Below are 25,629 nucleotides of genomic sequence, written 5' to 3'. Positions count from 1 at the left end.
CGCTGTTTGGCGACCCTCTTTTTTGCACAGGCGCGGTGGGATGGTAATATCGTTACGTTTGAACTGTTTCGATGTGAAACCGAGGAGATTCCCTCTATGAGTGCTGACTACCCGTCAATGACTACGGCTGAGATTCGCTCTAAGTTCCTCAACTTCTTTGAGGAGCGCGGTCTTAAGCTCTATCCTTCTTCGTCCCTCGTCCCCGACGATCCTTCGCTGCTGCTTGCCAACGCCGGCATGAACCAGTTTAAGGAGTATTACCAGGGCAAGAAGACCATGAAGGAGATCGGCGCTATCTCCTGCCAGAAGTGCGTCCGCACCAACGACATCGACTGCATCGGCGAGGATGGCCGTCACCTGTCCTTCTTTGAGATGCTCGGCGACTTCTCCTTTGGCGGCGTCTCCAAGCAGCAGGCCTGCGCTTGGGCCTTTGAGCTCATCACCAAGGAGTTCAAGCTGCCGCTCGACCGCCTGTACTTCACCGTCTTTACCGAGGACGACGAGACCCATGACGTGTGGCGCTCTCTGGGCGTTGCCGAGGATCACATCTCGCGTCTGGGCGAGGACGACAACTTCTGGGCCGCCGGCCCCACCGGCCCCTGCGGTCCGTGCTCCGAGATCTACTTTGACATGGGCGAGGAGGTCGGCTGCGGCAGCCCCGACTGCAAGCCCGGCTGCGACTGCGACCGCTTCCTGGAGTTCTGGAACCTCGTCTTTACCCAGTACGACCGCCAGGAGGACGGCTCCATGCCGGAGCTGCCGCACCGCAACCTCGATACGGGCATGGGCCTGGAGCGCATGGCCGCTATCATGCAGCACAAGACCGCCAACTACGACGGCGATCTGATGCAGCACCTCATCAAGCTGGGCGAGGAGATCAGCGGCAAGACCTATGACGCCGACGATTACTCCGGTGCCAGCCGCTCGCTGCGTATCATCGCCGATCACTCCCGTGCCGTCGACTTCATGATCTCGGACGGCATCCTGCCCGGTAACGAGGGCCGCGAGTACGTCCTTCGCCGCCTGCTCCGCCGCGCTGTGTTCCACGGTCGCCTGCTGGGTATCGAGGGCGCCTTCCTGACCAAGTTCATCGACGAGGTCAACGCTCAGATGGGCGAGGCCTACCCCGAGCTGCTCAAGAACGTCGCACTCGTTAAGGGCATCGTCGCCTCCGAGGAGGAGCGCTTCTCCACGACGCTCGACAACGGCCGCGTTTACCTGGACGAGGCCCTGGCCGCGCTCGCCGAGGGCGCTGTGCTTCCGGGCGATGTTGCCTTTAAGCTGCACGACACCTTTGGTTTCCCCATCGACCTGACCGTCGAGATCGCCGGCACCGCTGGCCACGACGTCGACATGGACGGCTTTACCGCCTGCATGGAGGACCAGAAGGCCCGCGCCCGCGCCAATGCCAAGGGCGACGCCTGGGGCAGCTTCAACGACGTGTGGGTCGAGCTTTCCGACAAAGTCGCCGCGACCGAGTTCGACGGCTATGACAACGATGTGATCGAGGGCGCCAAGGTTGTCGCCATTGTTCGCAACGGCGAGTCCGTCGAGTCCGCTACCGCCGGCGAGGACGTCGAGGTTGTGCTCGACCGCACCCCGTTCTATGCCGAGATGGGCGGCCAGCAGGGCGACGCTGGTAAGCTATCCGCCGAGGGCGTTACGCTGACGGTTGCCGACACCAAGAACCACAACGGCCTGTATGCCCACGACGCCCACGTTGCCGAGGGCACGCTGACCGTCGGCGCTACCGTGACCGCCGCGCTCGACGCCGAGCGCCGTGGCTTCCTGCGCCGCAACCACACCGCCACGCACCTGCTCGATGCCGCCCTTAAGCAGGTCCTGGGCGAGCATGTTTCCCAGGCCGGCTCGCTGGTGACGCCCGAGCACCTGCGCTTTGACTTCACGCACTTTGAGGCCCTGTCCTCCGAGCAGCTCAAGGCTGTCGAGGACCTGGTCAACCAGCAGATCTTCGCTTCCAAGCCGGTCGTGACCCGCGTCATGGGCATCGATGAGGCCAAGGCCGCCGGCGCTGTCGCCCTCTTTGGCGAGAAGTACGGCGACGTTGTCCGCGTTGTCTCCGTGGGCGCCGAGGACCAGCCGTTCTCTCGCGAGCTCTGCGGTGGCACGCATGCCGCCAACACTGCCGAGATCGGCCTGTTCAAGATCATCTCCGAGTCCTCCACGGGCTCCAACGTCCGCCGCATCGAGGCCGTGACCTCTAAGGGTGCCCTCGACTACATGGCCGACCGCCTGGCACTCGTCGACGCCGCTGCCGCTGCGCTCAAGTGCCGCGTCGACGAGGTTCCCGCCCGCGTTGAGAACCTGCAGGCCGAGCTGCGCGAGACGTCCAATAAGCTCAAGAAGGCCCTGACCGGTGGCTCCTCCGACGCTATCTCCAATGCTATCGAGGGCGCCGTCGAGCTTGATGGCTACAAGCTTGTTGTCGCCGAGCTCCAGGGCCTTGAGGCTGCTGACCTGCGCAACGTCTGGGATACCGTGCACCAGAAGGTCGCCGGCCCTGTCGCCTGCGTCGTCGCCAGCGTGACCGAGAAGGGCACCCCGGCTCTGCTTGCCGCCGGCTCCGATGACGCCGTCAAGGCCGGTTTCCACGCCGGCAACGTGATCAAGCAGATCGCGGGCCTGGTCGATGGTCGCGGTGGCGGCCGTCCCAACATGGCCCAGGCCGGTGGCAAGAACGCCGCCGGTATCGCCGATGCCCTCGCGGCCGCTAAGACCGCGCTGGGCGCCTAAGAACCGAAGTAGTCGCTGTGGTCGCGCTCGCGCTGGACATAGGGGAGACCAGGATTGGCATTGCCGTCTCGAGCCGTGATGGCAAGATGGCGATGCCCGTCAAGGTGCTCCCGGCCGCCGAGGTCACCGGTATGGCCAAGACGTTTCGCTACCTGGTCGAGGACTATGAGCCCGACATCCTGGTAAGCGGACGTCCCTTGACCATGGCCGGTGAGCCCGGCCCCCAGGCCGAGCGCGTTGCCGCCGTGGCGCAAAAGATTGCCGACGAGCTCGATCTTCCGCTCGAGTTTGAGGATGAGCGTCTGTCCTCGCAAGAGGCCAAGCGTATCTTGCGCGAGCAGGGACTCAACGAAAAGCAGATGAGGGGCAAGATTGACATGATTGCCGCCAGCCTGTTTTTGCAGACGTGGCTCGATCGTAAAAACGAGGAGGTTTCGCATGCCTAGCGCTTCCGATCCGCGCCAGCCGAATCGTACACGTCAGACCGCGTCGCGCCCTGCCCAGCCTGGCCAGCGTCCGGCACAGCCGACGCAGCGCGCAGCTCAGCCTGGCGCGCGCCCGGTGCAGTCCTTCGCTCGTTCGGCCCAACCGGCTCAACGGACGGGTCAGCAGCCTTCTGCTCGTTCGGTTCAGCATCCGGCTTCTCGCGCGGCTCAGCAGCCCACTGCTCGTACGGCCCAGCCTGCAGGCGGTACCCGCTTTAAGCAGCAGGCACCTGCCCAGCGAACGCAGGCTACCCAATCGCTTTCGCATCATGCTCGCGGTTTGCATGGCGTTGCTCCGGCGACCCGCTCGAGCTACGACACGCGTGCTCGTCGCGGTGCTCAAAAGAAGAGTTCTCCGGTTCCCATGATCATCGGCGTTGTGGTGGCGGTGCTCGCGCTTGCTGCGATCGCTTTCTTTGTCGTGCCGGCCGTCAAGGGCTTCTTTGCCGGTGAGGATACGAAGGTTACGGCTGGTCAGCAGGTTACGGTGACCATTCCCGACGGTGCTTCGGGCGACACCATCGCCTCGATCCTCTCCGAGAACCATATCGTCGAAAATCCCAAGGATTACTATGCGGCGGTCAAAAAGCTCAATGCCGATATGTCGCTCAAGCCTGGTACCTATTCGTTCACCACATTCATGGATGCGACCAAGGTTGTTCAGCAGCTCATGGAAGGCCCCAATGCGGGCTCCAATGCGCTTACTATTCCCGAGGGTCTAACGGTCGATCAAGTCGCCGATCGTGTGGCCCAGGCCTACGACAGCATCTCTAAGGAAGACTTCCTCAACCAGGCCAAGGCCTCCAACTACGTGGACGACTATAGCTTCCTTAAGGGCGCCGCCAACGATTCGCTCGAGGGTTTTCTGTTCCCCAAGACCTATTCGCTGGGCAAGGACCCGAGCGCCGATGACGTTATTCGCGCCATGCTCGATCAGTTCAACACCGAGTACAAGTCTCTCGATTTTGCCGGGTGCGAGGCCAAGATCAAAGAGCGTTACGGCGTGGAGATGTCCGATTACGACATCATCAATCTCGCTTCCATCGTTGAGCGCGAGGGTCTCAACGCCGAGCAGCGCGCACATGTCGCCTCGGTCTTCTACAACCGCCTTGCCGGCAAGCTCGACGGTCTGCGTTATCTCAACAGCGATGCGACCATGATGTATGTCACCGGTGGCGAGGTTTCCGCCGACGACCTGCAGAGCGATAGTCTGTATAACACCTATAAGCACGAGGGTCTGCCACCCACGCCCATCTGCTCCCCGTCGCTCGAGGCACTCAAGGCCACGCTTGAGCCGACCGACTCCGATGACCTGTATTTCTACATTACGCAGGACGAGGAGTACTTCTCGCAAACCTACGAAGAGCACCAACAGTCTTGGAATTAAACATGAGGATTTTCAGCCCCAAACGATATGTTGCATCCGTCGACCGCATCGACCTTGATACCCTGTGGGCCGACGGCAAACGCGCCATTCTGCTCGATCGCGATAACACCCTGGTGCCGCGCGACACCGAGCAGGTTCCCGCCGCGGTTTCCGCTTGGCTCGACGCCGCCCGCGCCAAAGGCTTTAAGCTGTGCATGGTGTCTAACAACTGGCATCGCGACCAGGTCATGAGCTCGGCACACGAGCTGGGACTCGAGGCCATTAGCCACGCCATGAAGCCGGCTCCGTTTGCCCTCAAGGCGGGTCTTAAGCGCCTCGGCGCCACGGCCGACGAGGCGGTGCTGATCGGTGATCAGCTCTACACGGACGTGTGGAGCGGCAATTTCGCCGGCGTCGATACCATCCTGGTAAAGCCTCAGGCCACTCAGGACCTGTGGTATACGCAGATCTTCCGTATCTTTGAGCGCCGGGCCCTGCGCGACCTTCCCTGCGAGGAATAGGTCTCGCTATGTCCCAGCACACCAAACACGGCTGCGACCATATCTTCTTTATCGGCTTTTTGGGCGCGGGCAAATCGACGCTTGCGCGCAACGTGGGCACTATGTTCAAACGTCGCTTTATCGATACCGACCGCCTTGTCGTGCGTCGTTGCGGTAAATCGGTGACCGAGATTTTTGAGACCGAGGGGGAGGAACGTTTTCGCGAGCTCGAGACCTCGGCGCTCCGTTCGCTCCAAAGCGAGCGCAGCCTGCTGGTTTCCTGCGGCGGAGGTATCGTCGAGACTCCGGTGAATATTGAGCTTATGCACCAGATGGGTATCTGTGTGTATCTCGAAGGTGACTTTGAGGATTCGATTCGCCAGATTCGTCGGTCCGACACGCGTCCCGATTTCCGTTCGCCCGAGCATGCCGCGCGCCTGTTTGAGCATCGCCGTCCGCTATATCGCCAGGCCGCCGATATTACTCTTGATATTCGCAACAAGTCCTTCGAGGACGTTTCCTACCTTTGTGCCGAGATGCTTTTGGAGCGTGGGCTGCTATGATTCGCCGTCAACTGATCAATTTCCAAAACCGCAGTGTCGATGTCCGCGTCGGATTGGGCGCGTTCGAGGAGCTGTCGCGCATGTTTGCCTCGGCTGTGGGCAAGCCTAAGCGCGCGCTGGTGGTTTGGAACGACGCCACGTCAGAGCGTTTTGGCGAGGTCGTCGAGCATGCGCTGGTTGATGCCGGTTTTGTCGTGTCGCAGCTCCCACTCGAGGTTTTGCCTGCTGGTGCCACGCTGGCCGATGCCGATGCCATCTTTGGCGCCCTATCTGCCAACGGCATTACCTGCGACGATCTGGTTGTCGCCGTTGGTGATGCCGCAACCTGCTCGGTTGTTAGCTGGTGTGCTAATCAGTGGTGCGGTCGCACCGAGTGCGCCTTGCTGCCGACAACGTTCGACGCCATGCTCACGGTCGCGACGACCATGAAGCCGCTCGTCGCCTCGTCGTCGAATGCGCTTCCCGCTATCGCGTTCCGTCCCGAATCGGGCTTGGTCGTGTGTGACCTCGACCTTGTTCGCGAGGCGGACCCCGAGGATCTCAAGCTCGGCTATGTGGTGCTTGTTGGCACCATGCTTTCGAGCAGCAAGTCCCGCTGGAATCAGTTTACCGAGACTGTTCCCGAGATTCTTTCCGGCGAGGAGGTCGCGCTCGTCAATGCTGTGCAGTGGTCCCAGACCGCGCGCAAAGACGTGCTCATGGCCACGAACCCCAGTGCTCGCCATGCACTCGATTTTGGTAAGACAGGGGAGCGCACCCTTCGCGCCTGCCTGGGCGAGGCCGCGGATAACGTTCCCGCATACCAGCTCCTTTCCGAGGGCATGCGCTTTGAGGCGCGCTTAGCACATGATGCCTGCGACTTCGATATCGACAATGTGTTTGAGGTCGACGATTGCCTGGAGGACTTTGGCATCGAAGAGCTTGCCTTCGACTTGGAGCCCACCGCGTTTATCGAGGAGTTCCGCAAGCAGCAGTTTGCCCGCTCAAACCGCAGCATGCTGCCGCTGCCCGCGGCGCTCGGCGCCATTCGCCTGACAAATGTCGAGGACGAGATTCTCGAACGTCATGCGCAGGCGTATCTGGCTTCTCGCAAGGAACTTTTTTAACTTTATTGACATCCATCGTCTTTCGTATCATTTTGAGGGACGGGTTTTCAATCGGTTGCGAATCGCTTGTGGTTCGGCTATTCGTTTGAAGCTCGTCCTGCTCTTTTTGAGGACAATAAGAAAGGAATCTGAATGTCTGAGTTTGCTGCCGGTCCTGCCGGTCGTATCGAGCGTGTCCGTGCCCTGATGGTCGAGCGCGGCTACGATGCTATCGTCGTGCGCGATGAGGCCAACCTCCGTTGGCTCACGGGTGTAAAGGGCGTCTTCGATTACACCTTCGAGTTTCCGCACGCCGCATTTATTACGGCCGATCAATGCCTGTTCCATACCGACTCGCGCTATCTCAACAGCTTTGAGGAGAACACGCCCGCCGGCAGCCCCTGGGTCTACGACATGGACGAGGGCACCATCCCCGGTTGGGTTGCCGACAAGATCGCGGCCAACAAGTGTCGTGTCTGCGCCGTCGAGGATGACATGCAGATTAACTTTTACCAGGGTATTCAGCGTGGTCTTGAGGATCGCTCCGTCGCCTGCATGCTGCCGCTGATGCATGACGACATTCGTAAGATGCGCGCCATCAAGGATGCCGAGGAGATCGAGCTCATGCGACACGCGCAGTCGATCACCGATGCCGCCTTCCAGCACATGCTCGGCTTTATTAAGCCCGGTATGACCGAGAAGCAGGTTCGCAACGAGCTCGAGAACTTTATGTTCGCCAACGGTGCCGACAGCTTGGCCTTTGGCTCCATCGTCGCGAGCGGTCCCAACACCGCCAACCCGCATGCTGTGCCGAGCGACCGTGTCATCGAGAAGGGCGATTTCGTCCTCATGGATTATGGCGCGGGCTACTGCGACTATCGCTCCGATATGACGCGTACCGTCGTGATGGGCGAGCCCACGCAGGAACAGCTCGACCTGTACGAGCTCGTGCGCCGCACCCACGAGGAGTGCGTCGCCGCTATCCATCCGGGCGTCGAGGGTAACGATATCTTCAAGCTTTCCAAGAAGATCATCGGCGATGCCGGCTATGGCGATTACTACAACCATGGCCTGGGCCATGGTGTCGGTATCGACATCCACGAGCTGCCCAACTTCAACCGCAGCAAGAACATCATCGAGGTCGGCTCGGTTGTCACCATGGAGCCCGGCGTCTACCTGCCCGGCGTGGGCGGCGTGCGCTTGGAGGATTACGGTGTTGTCACCGAGAACGGCTATGAGCCCTTCACCAAGACCCCGCACGACTTGCACGTCATCGACTGCTAAGCCATTCAGTTCGATTTTGGAAGCGGGGCGTCCGAAATGATTCGGGCGCCCCGCGTTCTCTTTTTATGCGCTCGCCGCAGGCGCCGCCTGCAAGTGTATAATTTCGCTCGTATGTAATTTGGACGCTTGTGCGTTCTACCCATAACAAGAAAGGTCGCTATGCCTACCATTTCTACCGCCGACTTCAAGAACGGCCTCGGTCTCCGCATTAAGGACAAGGTCTACACCATCGTCGAGTTCCAGCACGTCAAGCCGGGCAAGGGCGGTGCTTTTGTGCGCTACAAGACCCGCGATATCAAGAGCGGTCGTGTCGTCGAGAACACCTGCAACGCCGGTACCAAGTTCGAGAGCGTCATGCTCACCACCCGTGAGTTCCAGTACCTCTACAACGACGGCGCCGACTACATCTTCATGGACAACGAGTCCTACGAGCAGGTTCCCGTTCCCGAGGACATGGTGGGCGAGAACTCCAAGTGGCTGCGCGAGAACGACACCTGCCAGTTGCTCTTCGCCGACGACGAGCTCATGGGCGTGACCCCGCCGATGTTCATCGAGACCACCATCGTCCAGACCGACCCGGGCTTTAAGGGCGACACCGTTCAGGGTTCCACCAAGCCGGCCACCATCGACACCGGTGCTGTCATCCAGGTCCCGATGTACCTCAACGAGGGCGAGGTCATCAAGGTTGACACCCGCGACGGCAAGTTCGTCTCCCGCGTCTAGCAACCAACTCTTCTAGGAGGACTCATGCCCCAGGAAATCAAGATTGACGGCATCGGTATTTCGCCCGATGTTCTGACCGCCATCGTCTCGCGCGCCGTCACGGATGTCGAGGGCATCGCCTCCGTGGGCGTCAAGGACCTTGCCACCAACCTTGTCTCCATGATGCTTTCGTCCAAGTCCCCGGCTTCCGATCCGGCGGTAGAGGCCGAGGTCATCGGCGACAAGCTCGCACTCACCGTGCGCGTCGTGGTGTTCTTTGGCTATCCGTTCAAGAAACTCGCCGAGGCCGTTCGCTCCGCCGTGGTCGCAGCTATCGATGCCCAGGTAGGCGTCGAGGTCGAGCGCGTTGACGTTTGCATCGACGGCCTCGTTTTCCCCAAGGAGTAACCTTTGAGCCTTAAGGTTTATCGCGGGCGTACGCTTGCCCGCAGTCAGGCGCTGCAGCTGCTGTTCCAGGCCGAGGCCACGGACAGCCCGCTCGAGCGCGTCCTCGAGGGCGATTTCCTGATCTCGAAGGGTCCCCTCGACCCCTACGCTCTGGAGCTGTGCCGCGGTGCCTACGAGTATATCGACCGCATCGACTGCGCCCTGCGCTCCATCGCCAAGAACTGGGATCTTATGCGCATGCCCGGCGCCGATCGCAATCTGCTGCGTATCGCCGTCTATGAGATGCGCTTCCTCACCGACGAGGAGGTCTCGGACGCCATCGTGATCAACGAGGCTGTAGAGCTTGCCAAGGCCTATGGCACCGACCAGTCCGCGTCGTTTGTCAATGGCGTGCTGGGCAAGATCGCGCGTAGCGAGGAGCTGCCGGGCGAGGACCTGTATCAGGAGCTGCTGGCCGAGGACCGCGCCCGCGAGGAGGCCCAGGCCGCCGAGGCTGCCGCCAAGGTTGCAGCCGCTCAGGCTGCGGCCGGCGTTCTCGACGAGGGTGCCGAGGTCGCCGAGGTCGAGACCGGTACCGTCGAGGAGTAGCCATGCCAGAGGGTTCCGTCCGCAACTTCGACGAGATCTCGGACCGCTTGGACCAGATCATCGCTACCGTTCGCTCCAAGGATACGTCCTTGGAGCGTTCGCTCGATTTGTTTGACGAGGCGATCGAACTTGGCTCCCGTGCGGTCGATATGGTCGACAAGTTTGAGTTGACGCCTCGTGAGGCCGATAAGCTCGAGCAGGAATACGATGAGGATGCGGCAAACGAATCCCAGGATAGCCAGGCCGCGTCTCCGGATACGAATGGTTGATGGCATTCATGAAACGCGTGCGTCTCGATGACGAACTGATTTCACAGGGCATCTGCGCCGACCGCGCGGATGCCCTTCGCACTCTTATGGCCGGCTTGGTCTCGAGTGGCGGCGAGCGTTTGACCTCGCCGGGCCTTAAGGTGACGCCCGGTCTGCCCCTGCACGTGAAGGGCCGTATTCCCTACGTGGGGCGCGGCGGGCTCAAGCTCGAGGGCGCGCTCGATGCGTTTGGGATCGATCCCAAGGGCCTTGCTTGCCTCGATGTGGGCTGCTCCACGGGCGGCTTTACCGATTGCCTGCTCAAGCGTGGCGCCGCAACGCTCGTTTCGGTCGATGTGGGTCGCGCTCAGTTTGATTGGTCGCTGCGCCAAGACGAGCGCGTGAGGCTCCATGAGCGTACCAACGTGACACAGCTGCCCGAGCTTGGCTACGGCGGCGCTATCGACTTGGCTGTCTGCGATGTGTCGTTTACGAGTATCGCGAATATCATCGACGCCGTGTTGGCGTGCCTGAAGCCTTCGGGTTCGTTCTGCACGCTCGTAAAGCCGCAGTTTGAGGCGCCGGCTGCGCTGGTGGGCGAGGGCGGTATCGTGACCGACCCCTCCGTCCGCCGCGATACGCTTGTGGCGGCGATTGAGCTCTTTGCCGCCAAGGGCCTGTTTCCGCTCGACGTGTGCGTGTCGCCCATCCATGGCGCCAAGGGCAACGTCGAATTTTTCCTGTACGGCACGAGGTTTGCCTCTGGCGAGCGCGCCGACGATGAGCTGCAATCACAGGTAACGGCTTTGAGCGAGAAAGCTGCAACGCTATGAAGGTCTTTCTGGTTCCCAATTACTACAAGCAAGAGGCGGTCGAGAGCGGCCTGATGCTCGAGCTTTGGCTTTCGCGCCAGGGCTACGAGGTCGCATGGGCTGCCGATCAGCGTTCCAAGATCCAGCGTGCGCCCGATGTTGACGATGCCGACCTGGTCATTACGCTCGGCGGCGACGGCACGCTGTTGCGTGCCGCCCGCATTCTCAACTACCGCGAGATCCCCATTCTGGGCCTTTCCTATGGTCATTTGGGTTTTTTGACGGCTGCGAGCCCCGAGGATCGCGATATTTTGCAGGTCGTGAGCGATGCCCTTTCCGGTGAGCTCCATGTGAGTCGCCGTGCCACCCTCGCCGCGGATATCGTTTCGGTGCGCGAAGATGGCACGAAGGATGTCGTGCGCACGTTTGCCCTTAACGATATGGCGCTTACGCGCGGGCCCCTGTCCGATATGGTTGAGTTCGACATCACGGTGTCTGGCCATCATATCGACCGCCTGCGCGGTGACGGCGTCGTCGTTTCGACAGCGACCGGTTCCACCGGCTACGCGCTTTCCGCCGGCGGCCCCATCGTCAGTCCCGATTACACGGGCATGGTTTGCGTGCCCATCGCCCCACATACCATTCAGGCTCGCGCCTTTTTGACCTCGCCAAGCGATGTCGTCGAGATTTTTATGTCCGATGACCGCCCGAGCGTGCCTGCGATCGCCATCGATGGACAGTTTATTACCTGCGATGGCACGGTCGAGAGCGTGGCCGTGCGTCGCGGTCCCGGCGATGTTCTGCTGCTGGATTACGGCCCCGAGAGCTTCTATAACTCGGTGAGCCGCGTGTTCTACGGAGTGCGTCATGATCGATGAGCTGCAGGTTTCCAACATTGCCCTCATTCGCGAGGCGACGTTGGTTCCGAGCGCGGGCTTAACGGTTCTGACCGGCGAGACCGGCGCCGGTAAGACTGCGTTGCTCTCGGCGCTTAAACTCATTCTGGGCGAGCGCGCGGATTCGTCGACGGTGCGCGAGGGCGAGACGCTTGCCAACGTCGAGGCGCGCCTGTTTGACGGCCCGCACGACACGGAGGGCTTCACCGTTCAACGCAGCCTTTCTGCCGAGGGTCGCAGCCGCGTAAAAATTGACGGCCGCATCGCCAGCGTGCGTGAGCTCTCGGAGCGCGTCGGTGTGATGATGGATCTTTGCGGCCAGCACGAGCACCAGCGCCTGCTCGACCCTGCGCATCATGTTGCCATGGTCGATGCATGGGCGGGGCGCCCGGCGCTCGAGGCGCTCGATCGCTATCGTGCTTGCCTTAAGGCATCTCGCGCGGCTGCCAAAGAGGTCCGTCGCGTCGAAGAGGCCTCGCGTGCGCAGGGGAGTCGTGTCGAGGAAGCGCGCTTCGCTCTGCAGCGCATCGCCGAGGTCGACCCCAAGCCGGGTGAGTATGAGGAGCTCGAGGAGCTGCTGCCGCGCTCCGAGCATGCCGAGGTGCTGGTGGCAACGGCCAACGATGCCCATGCGTCGCTTGCTGCCGAAGGGGGAGCACTCGATTCCGTGAACAGTGCCGTCGCGGAGCTTTCGCGCATGGCTACTGTCGATCGCAAGTTGGGTGATATCGCCGATGCGCTTTCGGATGCCTGCATCTCGCTCGAGGATTGTGCCAACGAGCTGCGTGCCTATCGAGATGGGGTCGCCTTCGATCCGCGCGAGCTGGCTCGTATGCGCGAGCGGTATTCCGACCTTAAGGGACTTTTGCGTCAGTGGGGTCCCACCATGGACGACGTGTTTGCCATGCGCGATAGCTCGCGAGAGCTGTTGTCGCTGGTAGACGATGGTGATGAGCAGATTAAGAAGGCGCGCGAAGCGCTTGGCGCGGCGGAGCGCGAACTGTTCGCCGCCGCCAAGGCACTTAAGCGTGCACGCAATACGGCAGCCCCGCGCTTTTGCCACGAGGTTGGCCGTCAGATGGCGCGCCTGGAGATGGGCGGCGCCGAGCTCGTTTGGGACTCGCGCGATCTTCCGCGCGCCGAGTGGACGCCGGCGGGCCCTTCGAGCTACGAGCTTTTGTATCGTAGCGGTGCCGGATTGACGCCGCGCCCCCTGCGCCGCATTGCGTCTGGCGGCGAGCTGAGCCGTGTCATGTTGGCGAGCAAGGTTGTTTTGGGTAACGCGGACGGCGTGGATACGTTGGTGTTCGACGAGGTCGATGCCGGTGTTGGTGGCTCTACTGCACGCGCCCTTGCGAGCGTTCTGGCAGATCTTGCCGCAACGCATCAGGTGATTGTCGTAACGCACCTGGCGCAGGTCGCCGTCATGGCCGACAAACATTACGTGGTGAGCAAAGAGCCGGGCGACGTTCCCCAAACCCATCTGGATGAGGTGGCCGGGGACGCCCGTACCGCAGAGATCGCCCGCATGCTGAGCGGCGATCAATCGGAGGCAAGCTTGGCGCACGCTAAGCAGATGCTCGAGGAAGCGCGTGCTTAGGCCGAGCCGTTACATGTATGTTCGACCCGGCCGCCACGAAACCGGACCATCTACTACGTTTAATAGGCTATCGGCAACCACGCCTTGAATTGCAAAAAGAAAACCGCAGGTAGAACGCCTGCGGTTTTTCTATTTTCGGTATGTGGTTGGGCCATACTGATAAAACGTAGTAGATGGGCCGGTTTCGTGGCGAGTGGCGTTTGTCGGCTCGCCAAAATTTCTATTCCACGACCTTATCCGGCTGGATAAGCTCCTCGTAGTAGCTGATGTGCTCTCGGGCGTCCTCGATTTCGGGCAGCAGGAAGTTGTAGATAACCTCGATGATCATCGTGGCGCTGATCTTGGAGAACGCAAAGTCGCCCGTGGTGAGCAGCGCCTCGTGGTTCACGGTATTAAAGGTGTAGTCGGCTAGGCGAGCAAGCGGAGACTTGCTGTCGCTGCTGATGACGACTACGGTGGCACCACAGCCTCGAGCCGCTTTTGCCATGCGATTCAGTCGACGCGACTTGCCAGAGTTCGAGATCAGCACGATAACGTCGCCGGGGCGCAACGTGAGCGCAAAGCCGATTGATGTCTCGCTGATGGTGCTTGACATACAGCGAAGGCCCAGTTGCGAAAACTTAAACGTCGCGTCGAGCGCAACGGCGTTGGTATTACCTACGGCTGCAAACTCGATAGCCCCTGCGTTCTTAAACGCGTGTACGACGGCTGCCAGTGTATCGTGATCAATGCCATCGATGGTCGCATTGAGTTCACTGACCTTTGCGGCGAGGATGTTTTTGAGGCTCTGCTCCATATTATCGAGCGAGACCTCGTCTGTGAGGCCTTCATTGCGCTGGCTCTCCAGATCGCGCGCCAGCGAAAACTGAAAGCTGCGAAAGCTTCCAAAGCCTAGCTTGCGGCAGAAGCGCGAGACGGTGGCCTCGGAGGTTGCGGCGGCGCGCGAGAGTTGCGCGGCTGTTAGGAGCGGTGCCTCGGACTGGTGCTCTAGGATATAGTCGACAATGCGCTGCTCGGACTCGCTGTATCCCTTGTGCGTGCTAATAAGGGAGAGTGCGCTCTTGCTGCTATCGGACATGGATGACTCCTGGTTGGCATTAAAAGCTGTCTTGTTGTGTGCCGCTCTAGTATACGGGGATTTCAATTACAAGATACACCTTGCTGTTTCAAAAGTTGATGGTAAACTTTCATCGACCGTTTACGGTTGTGAAAGAACCTTTCACCGGAGAAATAGGCTTGATTGCTTCTCATATAAGCGGTGGCTTGGTATCTTTCAGGAGTGGAAAAGCGCGCACCGTAGCGCGTGTAGGGGAGCGCCCGCGGGCGCAGTACTCAAGAAGGAGGGACACATGGCTAAGTTTGACATCATCGCCGCCACCGGTTGCCCGACCGGCATCGCGCACACCTTCATGGCGAAGGAGGCGCTGGAGAAGGCAGCTGCCGAGCGCGGTCTGACCATTAAGGTCGAGACTCATGGCCAGGTCGGTGTCGAGAACGAACTCACGAAGGGTGAGATCGCCGGTGCCAAGGCCGTCGTCGTCGCAGCCGATAAGGATGTCCAGGCGGAGCGTTTCGCCGGTAAGCCCATGGTTTCCGTCGGTGTTTCCAAGGCCCTGTCCGTCGAGGCTGCCGGCAAGCTGATCGACCGTGCTCTCGCCGCCAAGGGCGACGACACGGTTGCGGCTGCTGCCGATGTCGAGGATGAGGTCGAGGAGAAGGAGTCCATCGGTCACATCATCTATAAGCACCTCATGAACGGCGTCAGCCATATGCTGGTCTTCGTCGTTGCCGGTGGTGTTCTGACCGCCGTTTCGTTCCTGTGGGGCATAACGTCCTTCGACTCGACGGCTGCCGACTACAACAGCTTTGCCGCTATGCTCAAGATCGTCGGCGGCATCGCCATGAACCTCATGGTTCCCGTGCTTTCCGCCTATATCGCCGAGTCCATCGGCAAGCGCCCGGCGCTCGTTCCCGGCTTTGTCGCCGGTATGATCGCCATCCAGGGCCTGCCCGTTAATGCCGAGACCGGCATGATCGATGCCGGCGGTGCCGGCGTGGGCTTCGGCTTCCTGGGCGGCATCGTCGGCGGCTTCCTCTCTGGCTATGTCATCCTGCTGCTCGAGAAGGTTTTTGCCAAGCTGCCCAAGAACCTGGACGGCCTCAAGGCTATCTTCCTGTACCCGCTGTTCTCGACCGCCATCGTCGGCCTGGTCATGCTCGGCATCTCCGGCCCCATGGCTGCCATTAACACCGCCATGATGGACTTCCTCAAGGGTCTGTCTGCCTCTGGCGCTGTTGTCCTGGGTCTTGCCATTGGCTGCATGTGCGCCTTTGATATGGGCGGCCCGGTCAACAAGGCTGCTTACGTCACCGGTACCGCTATGCTCACCGAGGCCCTGGCTGCCGGTGTCGGCACCGACACCTATAACTTCGGCACCAACTTCATGGCTGCCGTCTCCGCCGCCTGCATCGTTCCGCCGCTGATCACCACCTTCGCCGTCATCGTCGGCAAGAAGTACTTCAGCCAGGAGGATCATGACGCCGGTATCGTCAACCTCATCCTTGGTTGCACCCACATCACCGAGGGCGCCATTCCGTTCATGACCAAGAACATCTGGCCCGTCATGCCCATCATGATGCTCGGTTCCTCCATCGCCTCGATTCTGACCATTATGTTCAACGTCCACGATCCGGCGCCTCACGGTGGTTTCCTGGTCCTGCCCGTTGTCGAGAACGGTCCGCTGTGGGTCCTCGCGATCCTCATCGGCGCCGTGGTCGGTGGCATCCTGTTCGTTGCTTTCAAGAAGTATGACTTCGAGAAGAATCAGAAGGCCGCTCCCGCCGCTGCCGCTAAGCCGGTCGAGGCTCCCAAGGCCGCTGCCGTCGAGGCCCCCAAGGCTGAGGCTTCCGACTTCGTGAAGGTCGAGAACGTTTTTGTCGCCGAGGATTTTGCTTCTCGTGACGAGGCCCTGAGCTTTGTCTCCAACCAGGCTGTCAAGGCCGGTATCGCTGACGACGCCGACGCCGTAATGAACGCCTTCCTGGCCCGCGAGGCCGAGGGCACCACGGGCATGATGGAGGGCTTCGCTATTCCGCATGCCAAGTCTGATGCCATTACCGAGGCCGCCGTCATCGTCGTCAAGGACGACTCTGGCGTGACCGGTTGGGACACCATGGACGGCGCTCCTGTCAACGTGGCTATTGCCCTGCTCATCCCCGGTGCCCAGGCCGGCACCACGCACCTCAAGATCCTGTCCAAGGTCGCCGAGGCGCTCATGGACGAGGGCTTCCGTGCCACCGTTAAGGGTTCCACCGACGCTGCCGAGATCGCTAAGACGATCAACGCCCGCCTGGTCTAATCCCGCAGCTTGCGAATAACATCGCCCCCTGTATATAAGGCGGAGACTCCATCAGGGGTCCCCGCCTTTTTTCAAGTTACCCGGTACTGAGGGTCATTTCCTTCCTGCCGACAGTTAGGGATACTCCTCAGTTCACAGGAGGGTATAGACAACCGCATCAACCAGATCAACCAGGCGAACAAATTATCAGCCAGAATTTCGTTCGCACGATATTGCTCTGGACCGACCGAGTTTCCGCGGCTCGCCTGCCGGGCGGGGCGGTTAAGTTTGTCGCGAGTTCCGCACGCAAAGGAAAGCACTTAATGTGCTTTCCGTCTTGCGCAGGACTGTAGAGCAGCAAACTTAACCGCCACGCCCGGCAGGCGAGCGTGCAGGAACGACATCTGTCCAACAATTCGTGCGAAACATAATGAAAAACCGTTTGATGTGAGTTAATATAATCAACGTCGTGAATATGGCTCCTGTCGCATTGCTGATAGGGGTTAAACACAAAAAAGGAGTCAATTATGGTTTCTGAGAAGGCTACCCTCGTTAATCCTCAGGGTCTTCACATGCGTCCGGCTGGCCTCTTCGCCTCCACCATGGGCAAGTATGCCTGCGACGTGACGGTCGTCACCCCCGAGAAGGAGGTCAACGGCAAGTCCCCGATGGCCCTCATGGCTGCCGGCATCCCCTGCGGTACCGAGGTCGAGGTCAAGTGCGACGGCGCTGACGAGGCCGAGGCTCTGGCTGCTGCCATCGAGCTCATCAAGAGCGGTCTTGGCGAGTAGAACTCAAACGGGTCGCATGTTGAACAACTAAGTTCATATTTGGGGGCGCAGTGACCTGTTTAAAGGGAACTGCGCTCTTTTGTCATGGATATGGCAAAACGCTTTATCACATGACACGGAGAGAGGAATAGGAATGTATCAGGGAGTCAACGCTTCCGAGGGCATCGGTATCGGCACCGTCATGGTTGCCGTCGAACCCGACTTGACGTTTGAGCCGCACGAGGTTGCTGATTCGGCAGCAGAGAAGGAGCGCTATCAGACCGCCCTTTCGGTCTTCTGCGAGAAGACCCAGGCTCAGGCCGACCACATGAAGGAGACGGTGGGCGAGGCCGAGGCCGAGATCATGAGCGGACACATTGTCCTGGCTCAGGACCCGGGCATGACCGACGCCATCAACGCCGCCATTGACGGCGGCACCTGCGCCGAGCAGGCGCTCATGGACACCTCGACCATGTTTGAGAACATGTTCCTGTCCATGGACGATGAGATGTTCCGCCTGCGCGCGGCAGACATCGCCGACATCCGCACCGGTATTCTGGCCGAGCTTTTGGGCAAGGAGGTCGTCGATCTCTCCGTCCTGCCCGAAAACACTGTCGTTGTCGTGCACGACCTTACGCCGTCCATGACCGCCACGATCGATAAGGCCCACGTTGCCGGTATCGTCACCGAGACCGGTGGCCGCACGTCGCACTCCGCGATCATCGTCCGCGCCCTCGAGATTCCTGCTGTCCTTTCGGTTGCCAACAGCTGCACCGCGCTGCGCAACGGCATGACCGTTGTCGTCGACGGTGGCAAGGGTATCGTCGAGGCCGATCCCGACGAGGAGACGCTCGCCGCCTACACCGCCAAGGCCGAGGCTTTCGCTGCCGAGAAGGCAGCCCTCGAGGCTTTCCGTGGCAAGCCGTCCGTGACTGCCGATGGCATCAAGAAGATCATTGCCTGCAACATCGGTAACCCCGATGACGTGCCCAACGCGCTCGATCACGACGCCGAGGCCATTGGCCTGTTCCGCTCCGAGTTCCTGTTCATGGACTCCGCCGAGCTTCCTTCCGAGGAGGAGCAGTTCAACGCCTATCGCAAGGTTGCCAGCGCGCTCAATGGCGCTCCGGTCATCATCCGCACGCTCGACGTGGGTGGCGACAAAGAGATCCCGTACCTGCACATGGTCAAGGAAGAGAACCCCTTCATGGGCTTCCGTGCCGTGCGTTACTGCCTGGCCAACCCCGACCAGTACAAGGTACAGCTCCGCGCTCTGCTGCGCGCCAGCGCCTTCGGTGATGTCAAGATCATGATCCCGCTCGTCACTTGCGTCGAGGAGGTCTTGGCCGTTAAGGAGCTCGTCGAGGAGTGCAAGTCCGAGCTGACCGAAGAGGGCCGCAAGTTCAACGAGAACATCGAGGTCGGCATTATGGTCGAGACGCCTGCCGCATCGCTGATCGCTGACCGCCTGGCCGAGGTCGCCGACTTCTTCTCGATCGGCACCAACGACCTGATCGGCTACACCATGTGTGCCGACCGTGGTAACGACACCATTTCTAACCTGTACCAGGTGTACTATCCCGCCGTGCTTCGCTCGCTCAAGAACATCATCGAGAGCGGCGTCAAGGCTGGCATCATGGTCGGTATGTGCGGCGAGGCCGCTGCCGATCCGCTGCTTGAGCCGCTGCTGATCAGCTGGGGCCTCGAGGAGTTCTCGATGAGCGCTCCGTCTATCCTTCGCGCCCGCAAGACCATCAGCCAGTGGACCAAGGCCGAGTGCGACGATCTCGCCGAGAAGGCGCTCGCCTGCAACACTGCCGAAGAGGTCAAGGCGCTGCTTGAGGCTGCCGCTCGCTAATTTGGTATCAGAGGTAACCGCGTGGTTGGAATGGGCTGGCCGCGCGGCCCTCAAATATACAGGGGGTACTGTAAATGTTCTACACGCTAACCGCTAACCCGGCTGTCGACATGACGGTTTCGAGCTCTCCGCTCGAGCCCGACGAGAACGTCCGCACCGGCTCGGCCAGCTACACGGCTAACGGCAAGGGCCTCGACGTGTCCTTCGCCTTTAAGAAGATGGGCGTCGACACCGTCGCGCTTGGCTTCTTCGCCGGCTTCACGGGCAAGTTCATCGTCGAGGAGGTCATGAACCTGGGTTGCCTGTGCCGCCCGGTCTGGACCGACGGCATCACGCGTATCAACACCTATGTCAACGATGGCCAGCACGAGTACGGCATCCTTAACCCCGGCGCCCCGATTACGCCGGAGCACCAGAAGGAGCTCTACAACATCCTGGACACCGCGGGCGATCTTGAGTGCCTGATCGTCTCCGGCTCTGTGCCTCCCAAAGCTACGCCCGACTTCCTGGCTCAGGTCATGGATCACGCTCAGGCTCGTGGCGCCGACGTCGTCCTGGACCTGTCTTCCGACAAGCTCAAGGAGCTCGCTCACAAGAAGCCGCTGCTCATCAAGCCGAACCATCACGAGATGAAGGCCATCTTTGGCGTGCCGGTCGACACCGACGACGAGGTCCGCGTTGCTATGAAGATGGCTCACGATGCCGGCGTCCAGAACGTGCTGCTCACCCGTGGTAGCCGCGGCGACGCTTACTTCTCCAACGGCGAGGACATCTGGTACGCTAAGCGTGAGTTCAACATCAAGCTGGTCTCTTCCGTCTGCGCCGGCGACTGCACGCTCGCTGCGTTCCTGCACAAGTGGTACAGGGATCGCGACAACGTCGAGGAGGCCATGAAGCTCGCTATGGCCACCGGCGCCAACGTTGCCGAGTCCGTGGGCATCGGCGACTTCGGTCACGTCGATGAGTATAGTAAGCGCGTTGCTGTCCGCAAGCTCGATCGCAAGTAAGCGAAACGCTACATATTCGTGGCTATATGGCGCCCCGGTTTAAGCCGGGGCGCTTATTTGTAAATTGCAAATGAGCTTCAGGGCAAGCACTCCTGATTTTTTTGCCCCGCCTTGCTGCTTTTCTGTCGACCTGCACGCGTTCTACACCGTTCGCCGAGTTGCTATGGTCTTTTCACAAGACGTGGAATATACTTTCATTATCACGTTGCTTTGTGAAAGGAACATTCATGATTTACACGCTCACTGCAAATCCCGCCATTGATTACAACATTTCCTGCGACGGACTTTCCGCCAACACCGTCACCCGCACGCGCAACGCGGTCTATACGCCCAATGGCAAGGGTCTCAACGTCTCGTTCACCCTCGATCACTACGGTGTCGACACCACGATCCTGGGCTTTTTTGCCGGCTTCTCAGGCGAGTATATCGTCAAGGGCGCCGAGGCCCTGGGTGTGCCCGTCAAGCCCGTGTGGACTGACGGCATCACGCGCGTCAACGTTTTCCTCAACGCCGGTCCCGATACCGAGTACAACATGGTCAATGCAGGCGCTGCCATCAATGCTGCCAACGAGCAGGAGATGTTTGAGCTCATCGACTCGCTCGACGACATGACCTGCCTGGTCATTAGCGGCTCGCTGCCCCCCAACACCTCCGAGGGCTTCCTGGCCGAGGTTCTTCGCCGTGTTAAGGCAAAGGGTGCCGAGTTCGTGCTCGATATTTCGAGCCATCAGCTGGCCGATCTTATTGCCATGGAGCCGTTGCTCATTAAGCCCAACGACGACGAGCTGCTCGACATCTTTGGCATTAAGGTGAGCGGTGGCGACGACGAGTCCGTTAAGTGCGCTATGGCTGAGCTGCACGCCAAGGGCGCTAAGAATGTGCTGCTGACCCTTGGTGGCGACGGCGCGTACTTCTCCAACGGCGAGCACATTTGGTTTGCCAAACGCACCTTTGAGGTCAAACTGCTCTCGACGGTCTGCGCCGGCGATTCCTCGCTTGCCGCCTTCCTGTCCGTGTGGCACGATGCCCCCGAGTGTGTCGAGGACGCCCTGCGCCTCTCGATGGCAACCGGTGCCAACGTGGTCGAGTGCCCTGGTTTGGGCGATTTTGCCAAGGTGGACGAATATAAGAAGCACATCGACGTTCGCCAGGTTTGCTAACCGTTTAGACACATCGTTGCCGAACACCCGCTTTGGATCTCCGAGGCGGGTGTTTTTATCTGTTGGCCGCATGGGACCTGCTGTCTCGTTCGCGCGAATCGACGATGTGATTTCATGTGCGCTCACACTTGTTTCTTGCTAGACTGCTTGAGAACCATCGTTTAACGCTCGCAAGCGTAGGAGGCCATAGGTATGTGTAATGTTTCGCTCAACGGTACGCAGCCCACAGATGCCTCCCTGCGTGTGCTACGTGCGCTTGAGGACGCCGGTCTCGAGGCCTGGTTCGTAGGCGGTTGGGTGCGTGACGCCCTGATGGGACGTCCCAGCCACGATGTTGACATGTGCTGTAGCGGCCTGTGGCAAGAGTCCAAGGCGGCGCTCGAGGCAGCCGGCATTGCGGTAGTTGAGTCGGGCATAAAATTTGGCGGCATTACCGCCCTTTGTGACGATGAGCGTATTGAGGTCACGACGTATCGCTTGGACGGTTTTTACACCGATGGTCGCCATCCCCAGAGTGTGGAGCGTGCGGCGTCGCTTGAGGACGATCTGGCGCGTCGTGACTTTACCGTTAACGCCATGGCTTGGCATCCCCAGCGCGGTCTTGTCGACCGTTATGATGGCCAGGGCGACCTGCAGCGTAAGCTGATTCGTGCCGTCGGAGATCCCAAGCGTCGCTTTAACGAGGATGCGCTTCGCATGCTGCGCGCCGTGCGTTTTGCCTGCCGTCTGGATTTTATGATCGAGCCTAAGACCAAACAGGCGCTTGCCGAGTGCTCGCCGCTGCTCGATGCCGTGGCACGTGAACGCGTGGGCATTGAGCTCGAGGGGATTCTATCGACCGGTCACGGGGGAGACGCGATGCTGCGCTACCCCGAGCTTGTTTGCGCCGCCGTGCCCGAGCTTGCGCCGGCTCGTGGGTTTGACCAGCGCAGCGTCTACCACGCCTTTAATGTCTACGACCATATCGCTCGCGTTTTGACGGTAGCGGGGGAGCTGGCGCTGTGTGACGGCGTGGCGCCTTCGTTGAGCTTAATGTGGGCAGCTTTTTTGCACGATGTCTCCAAGCCCGATTGCTTTACGGTCGATCATGCGGGCAGCGGCCACTTTTACGGTCATCCTGAGCTTGGTGCCAAGAAAGCGCGCGCTATTATGGATCGCTTGGCGCTTTCGCACGATTTGGTTCGCGACGTGTGTCTGCTTATCAGGTATCACGATAAGCCGTTGCGCCCCGAGCGCTCCTGTTTGCTCAATATGATGCGCTCGCTTTCGGGTGAGGGCGTCGACACGCCGCGTTTGATTGACGAGCTTATGGACCTTAAGCGTGCCGATACGCTGGGTAAGGCACCGTCGTGCTTCTATTACGTCGAGACGATCGAGGAGATGCGTTCGCTCGCCCACGAATTGTTGGAAGCTGGGGAGCCCTATACGCTTAAGATGCTTGGCATCAACGGCGGGGACCTAATTCGCGCCGGCGTCAAACCGGGGCCTGAGCTGGGACAGCTTCTCAACGTCGCCCTCGACGCCGTGATCGAGAATAACGTTCCCAATACCCGCGAAGCCCTTCTGGCCCACCTCAACCTGGGGTAGCTCATTTGGGACGGGGCTTTTTTAGCTACCCCGCTGTCAATAGGACGAACAATCGTGATTCTGGCAGGGGTAGCTAAAAAAGCCCCGTCCCAAATTAGCTACCAGGTTGACCTGTGTGTTCCATAACCTCACGACAAAATTTGGCCAATTTGGAATTTATTCTTGCGCTCGCGTTTTTTGTCCCGTAATATATGTCCTCGCAGCACGGCAGTGCAGATGTCATGTGGCCCGTTCGTCTAGCGGTTTAGGACGCCGCCCTCTCAAGGCGGAGATCACCAGTTCGAATCTGGTACGGGCTACCACTTCTTTTCTGCTGAGGCTTATGGCCCGTTCGTCTAGCGGTTTAGGACGCCGCCCTCTCAAGGCGGAGATCACCAGTTCGAATCTGGTACGGGCTACCAAGTTTTTGATACCCGACCTTCTTTTTGAAGGTCGGGTTTTTTATTACCTGCGGGCTTGTCTGTTAATCCCATTTGCCCCATAGCTTTACGTTTTGCTTATCTCCCAGACGGGTACAATAGGCCAGATACATTGACGGTCAGAAGGAGCCTCATGACGGAGTCCTCTCAGCATACCCCACAGCCTCAAGTCGATGTTTCGGGCGGCGATGACAACAAGAGCGCACGTCGTGGTGCCATCTTTATTGGCATTGTGCTGGCGGGCTATATCGTCTATTTGGTCGTGACCGGTCAGATGGGTCAGTTCTGGGCCGCCATGGCTAGCGTTCAGGCGCCGTGGCTCGCTGCCGCGTGCTTCTGCATGTTCCTATACTTGTTTTTTGGCATCGTGGCGTACGCGATTGCCGTATGGCTCGATCCCAATTCGCCTGTCGGCATCCGCGACCTCATTTCGGTCGAGGCGAGCGGCATCTTCTTTGGCAACCTGACGCCCATGATGATGGGCTCTACGCCTGCCCAGATTTATCGCCTGACCAAAGCCGGCCAAAATGTGGGCGAAGCGGGTGCCACGCAGTTCACCCGCTTTATCGTGTACCAGTTTGGTTTGGTGGCATGGGGTGCCATTCTGCTGCTCGCCCGCATGCCGTTTTTCGCCGAGCGCTATGGCGACATGACGCTGCTTTGCGTCTTTAGTTTTGGCGGCCACTGCTGCATTCTTCTCGGCATCTTTGCCGTGGCGTTGATGCCCAAGACCGTCACGCGCGTCGCACATTGTATTATCAATTGGCTCGAGCGCATGGGCGTTTCCGCTACTAAGATCGAGGGCTGGCGTACCTTTGTCGATGGCGAGATCTACTCGTTCTCCGAGAAATTCAAACTCTCTGCCGGCCATTTTTCGTCCATGCTGCTCACGGTCGTCATCACCATGTTGCAGCTGGCGTTTTTCTACCTGGTTCCGTATTTTTTGATGCTTGCCTTTGGTCAGTACGACGTTGACTTTTTCTCGGTCATGGCGGCGAGTGCTTTTGTACAGCTGTTGAGTTCCGCCGTCCCGCTGCCTGGCGGCACCGGTGGAGCCGAGGGCGGCTTCGCGTTGTTCCTGGGTCACTTTTTTGGCACGGCAGCGACTGCCGGCTATCTGCTTTGGCGTCTGATCACCTTTATCGCGCCGACCATTTTGGCCGCCCCTCTTTTGGGCCTTAAGAGCGCTCATAACGAGAGTATCCATGCGCGCTGGGACCGTATGATGTGCAAGCTCGGGCGCACTCCTCAGAAGCCTTCTGCGTCCGTTAAGGCACATCCAACCTCTCAGGTTACCGTGGACCCCAATCAGCATGCTCAAAAGACTGCTGTGGCCTCTAAACCGGCACGGAAGACCTATGTTCGTCAGACTGGCGACGGTATCCGCGTTTCCCCTGCGGCGCTCAATAAAAAGAAGCGGCCCTAGAGCCCAGTTGGTGACTCGTGCGTTCTTAATGATGCTCGTCATTGCGATGCTAGATGTAGGATAATCCTCTTACGTTGATTATCTCCCACTTGTACAGGAGCTATAGGTGGGCAGTTGACATGAAGGGGACACGTCTATGGCCACCACTAAACCGCGCCTTGACCGCCGCATCGTTCGCAGTCGCAATGCGATTCTTTCGGCATTCGAGCGACTGCTGATGGAAAAGCCCCTCGCCGATATTACGGTGAGCGCCATCGCGCGCGAGGCAAATGTCGACCGTAAGACCTTCTACGTGCACTTTGGCACGGTGGACGGCTTGCTCGATGCCATTGCCGTGGATGTGGTCGAGATGATTGTCGACTCAGTCGAGAAGACGCTTTCCTCTATGGGCGGTAACACCAACGAGCGAGCACTCGGAGCGGCGGCGACCTTCTTCAAAACCGTTAACGAGGCGCTGTGCAACAATTTGGTGCTCAATCGCCAGCTGATTGAAAACATTCCGCTCGACGACTTTATGGCTCGTCTTCGTGCGCCGCTCGAACATGAGATTGCCGAGCGCGATCTGCTGCCCCAAGGTCTCAAGGACGAGATGTTCGATTACTACCTGGCGTTTTTGCTGTCCGGTATTATCGGTATCTATCGCACGTGGGCATTATCCGACGGCTCGGTTCCCATCGAGCGCGTCTCGGCGGTCGCCAACGACCTGACCCTGAACGGCCTTTCGAGCCTAGAGACCCGTTTGTAGTAGCAATAAAACAGAGATTGAAAAAATA

Annotated in this window: 23 protein-coding genes and 2 tRNA genes; 24 read left to right on the top strand and 1 reads right to left on the bottom strand. The window is 59.8% G+C overall.

What is annotated here, in order from left to right:
• Positions 1–96: 96 nt before the first annotated feature.
• The 14 genes from alaS (at position 97) to ACTM86_RS06400 (ending at position 13,291) form a co-directional block, all read left to right on the top strand.
• The gene (gene alaS / locus ACTM86_RS06465) at positions 97–2,754 is read left to right on the top strand and encodes an alanine--tRNA ligase (RefSeq protein WP_441016300.1); all 2,658 of its coding nucleotides are present in this window, start codon (positions 97–99) and stop codon (positions 2,752–2,754) included.
• Between the two features lie 17 nt (positions 2,755–2,771).
• Entirely contained in the window at positions 2,772–3,200 is a 429-nt protein-coding gene (ruvX, locus tag ACTM86_RS06460; RefSeq protein WP_035138185.1) for a Holliday junction resolvase RuvX, read from the top strand.
• Positions 3,193–4,626 (top strand): endolytic transglycosylase MltG, encoded by a 1,434-nt coding sequence (gene mltG, locus ACTM86_RS06455; RefSeq protein ID WP_441016297.1) that lies wholly within the window; start codon positions 3,193–3,195, stop codon positions 4,624–4,626. The genes ruvX and mltG overlap by 8 nt, the downstream gene beginning before the upstream one ends.
• Before the next feature lie 2 nt (positions 4,627–4,628).
• A complete protein-coding gene (locus tag ACTM86_RS06450) occupies positions 4,629–5,126 on the top strand; it encodes a YqeG family HAD IIIA-type phosphatase (protein ID WP_441016294.1) in 498 nt (165 codons plus the stop codon).
• An 8-nt stretch (positions 5,127–5,134) separates the two neighbouring features.
• On the top strand, positions 5,135–5,668 hold the full coding sequence (locus tag ACTM86_RS06445) for a shikimate kinase (RefSeq protein WP_154515515.1): 534 nt from the start codon (positions 5,135–5,137) through the stop codon (positions 5,666–5,668).
• Entirely contained in the window at positions 5,665–6,774 is a 1,110-nt protein-coding gene (locus ACTM86_RS06440; protein WP_441016291.1) for a hypothetical protein, read from the top strand. Before ACTM86_RS06445 ends, ACTM86_RS06440 begins: the two co-directional genes overlap by 4 nt.
• A 132-nt stretch (positions 6,775–6,906) precedes the next feature.
• Positions 6,907–8,037, top strand: coding sequence for a M24 family metallopeptidase (locus tag ACTM86_RS06435; RefSeq protein WP_427717316.1), 1,131 nt, complete (start codon positions 6,907–6,909; stop codon positions 8,035–8,037).
• A 159-nt stretch (positions 8,038–8,196) separates the two neighbouring features.
• Positions 8,197–8,760 carry an elongation factor P gene (gene efp / locus ACTM86_RS06430; protein WP_154515524.1) on the top strand — a complete coding sequence of 188 codons (564 nt, stop codon included), beginning with the start codon at positions 8,197–8,199 and terminating at the stop codon, positions 8,758–8,760.
• 24 nt (positions 8,761–8,784) lie between these two features.
• Complete coding sequence (locus tag ACTM86_RS06425; protein ID WP_441016288.1) at positions 8,785–9,147, top strand: Asp23/Gls24 family envelope stress response protein; 363 nt, start codon at positions 8,785–8,787, stop codon at positions 9,145–9,147.
• A gap of 3 nt (positions 9,148–9,150) precedes the next feature.
• The gene (gene nusB / locus ACTM86_RS06420; RefSeq protein ID WP_427717322.1) at positions 9,151–9,735 is read left to right on the top strand and encodes a transcription antitermination factor NusB; all 585 of its coding nucleotides are present in this window, start codon (positions 9,151–9,153) and stop codon (positions 9,733–9,735) included.
• Between the two features lie 2 nt (positions 9,736–9,737).
• The gene (locus tag ACTM86_RS06415) at positions 9,738–10,004 is read left to right on the top strand and encodes an exodeoxyribonuclease VII small subunit (protein ID WP_154515533.1); all 267 of its coding nucleotides are present in this window, start codon (positions 9,738–9,740) and stop codon (positions 10,002–10,004) included.
• Between the two features lie 8 nt (positions 10,005–10,012).
• Entirely contained in the window at positions 10,013–10,816 is an 804-nt protein-coding gene (locus ACTM86_RS06410) for a TlyA family RNA methyltransferase (RefSeq protein WP_441016348.1), read from the top strand.
• Entirely contained in the window at positions 10,813–11,673 is an 861-nt protein-coding gene (locus ACTM86_RS06405; RefSeq protein ID WP_427728169.1) for an NAD(+)/NADH kinase, read from the top strand. The genes ACTM86_RS06410 and ACTM86_RS06405 overlap by 4 nt, the downstream gene beginning before the upstream one ends.
• Complete coding sequence (locus ACTM86_RS06400) at positions 11,663–13,291, top strand: DNA repair protein RecN (RefSeq protein WP_441016285.1); 1,629 nt, start codon at positions 11,663–11,665, stop codon at positions 13,289–13,291. Before ACTM86_RS06405 ends, ACTM86_RS06400 begins: the two co-directional genes overlap by 11 nt.
• Before the next feature lie 220 nt (positions 13,292–13,511).
• On the opposite strand, the gene ACTM86_RS06395 is transcribed toward ACTM86_RS06400, so the two are convergent.
• On the bottom strand, positions 13,512–14,369 hold the full coding sequence (locus tag ACTM86_RS06395; protein WP_154515542.1) for a MurR/RpiR family transcriptional regulator: 858 nt from the start codon (positions 14,367–14,369) through the stop codon (positions 13,512–13,514).
• A gap of 271 nt (positions 14,370–14,640) precedes the next feature.
• Between ACTM86_RS06395 and ACTM86_RS06390 the strand changes: the two genes are divergently transcribed.
• The 10 genes from ACTM86_RS06390 to ACTM86_RS06345 all read left to right on the top strand — a co-directional run bounded on the left by ACTM86_RS06390 (position 14,641) and on the right by ACTM86_RS06345 (position 25,601).
• Entirely contained in the window at positions 14,641–16,650 is a 2,010-nt protein-coding gene (locus ACTM86_RS06390; protein ID WP_441016282.1) for a fructose-specific PTS transporter subunit EIIC, read from the top strand.
• Positions 16,651–17,156: 506 nt separating this feature from the next.
• Positions 17,157–17,420 (top strand): HPr family phosphocarrier protein, encoded by a 264-nt coding sequence (locus ACTM86_RS06385; protein WP_022094575.1) that lies wholly within the window; start codon positions 17,157–17,159, stop codon positions 17,418–17,420.
• A 133-nt stretch (positions 17,421–17,553) separates the two neighbouring features.
• Positions 17,554–19,257: a phosphoenolpyruvate--protein phosphotransferase gene (ptsP, locus tag ACTM86_RS06380; RefSeq protein WP_441053319.1), complete on the top strand. Its 1,704-nt coding sequence runs from the start codon at positions 17,554–17,556 to the stop codon at positions 19,255–19,257.
• Between the two features lie 74 nt (positions 19,258–19,331).
• Positions 19,332–20,264: a 1-phosphofructokinase family hexose kinase gene (locus tag ACTM86_RS06375; RefSeq protein WP_154515554.1), complete on the top strand. Its 933-nt coding sequence runs from the start codon at positions 19,332–19,334 to the stop codon at positions 20,262–20,264.
• A gap of 227 nt (positions 20,265–20,491) precedes the next feature.
• Positions 20,492–21,424: a 1-phosphofructokinase family hexose kinase gene (locus ACTM86_RS06370; RefSeq protein ID WP_427717343.1), complete on the top strand. Its 933-nt coding sequence runs from the start codon at positions 20,492–20,494 to the stop codon at positions 21,422–21,424.
• A 192-nt stretch (positions 21,425–21,616) separates the two neighbouring features.
• The gene (locus ACTM86_RS06365) at positions 21,617–23,011 is read left to right on the top strand and encodes a CCA tRNA nucleotidyltransferase (protein WP_441016279.1); all 1,395 of its coding nucleotides are present in this window, start codon (positions 21,617–21,619) and stop codon (positions 23,009–23,011) included.
• 225 nt (positions 23,012–23,236) lie between these two features.
• Positions 23,237–23,313 (top strand) — tRNA-Glu (locus ACTM86_RS06360).
• Positions 23,314–23,335: 22 nt separating this feature from the next.
• A tRNA-Glu gene (locus ACTM86_RS06355) sits at positions 23,336–23,412 on the top strand.
• 151 nt (positions 23,413–23,563) lie between these two features.
• Positions 23,564–24,856: a lysylphosphatidylglycerol synthase transmembrane domain-containing protein gene (locus tag ACTM86_RS06350; RefSeq protein WP_441016276.1), complete on the top strand. Its 1,293-nt coding sequence runs from the start codon at positions 23,564–23,566 to the stop codon at positions 24,854–24,856.
• Between the two features lie 136 nt (positions 24,857–24,992).
• Positions 24,993–25,601 carry a TetR/AcrR family transcriptional regulator gene (locus ACTM86_RS06345; protein ID WP_441016273.1) on the top strand — a complete coding sequence of 203 codons (609 nt, stop codon included), beginning with the start codon at positions 24,993–24,995 and terminating at the stop codon, positions 25,599–25,601.
• Positions 25,602–25,629 lie beyond the last annotated feature (28 nt).

This window comes from Collinsella sp. HCP3S3_E11 (genome assembly GCF_052067375.1).
GTDB lineage: Bacteria > Actinomycetota > Coriobacteriia > Coriobacteriales > Coriobacteriaceae > Collinsella.
This window is presented reverse-complemented; position numbering and strand designations above follow the sequence as displayed.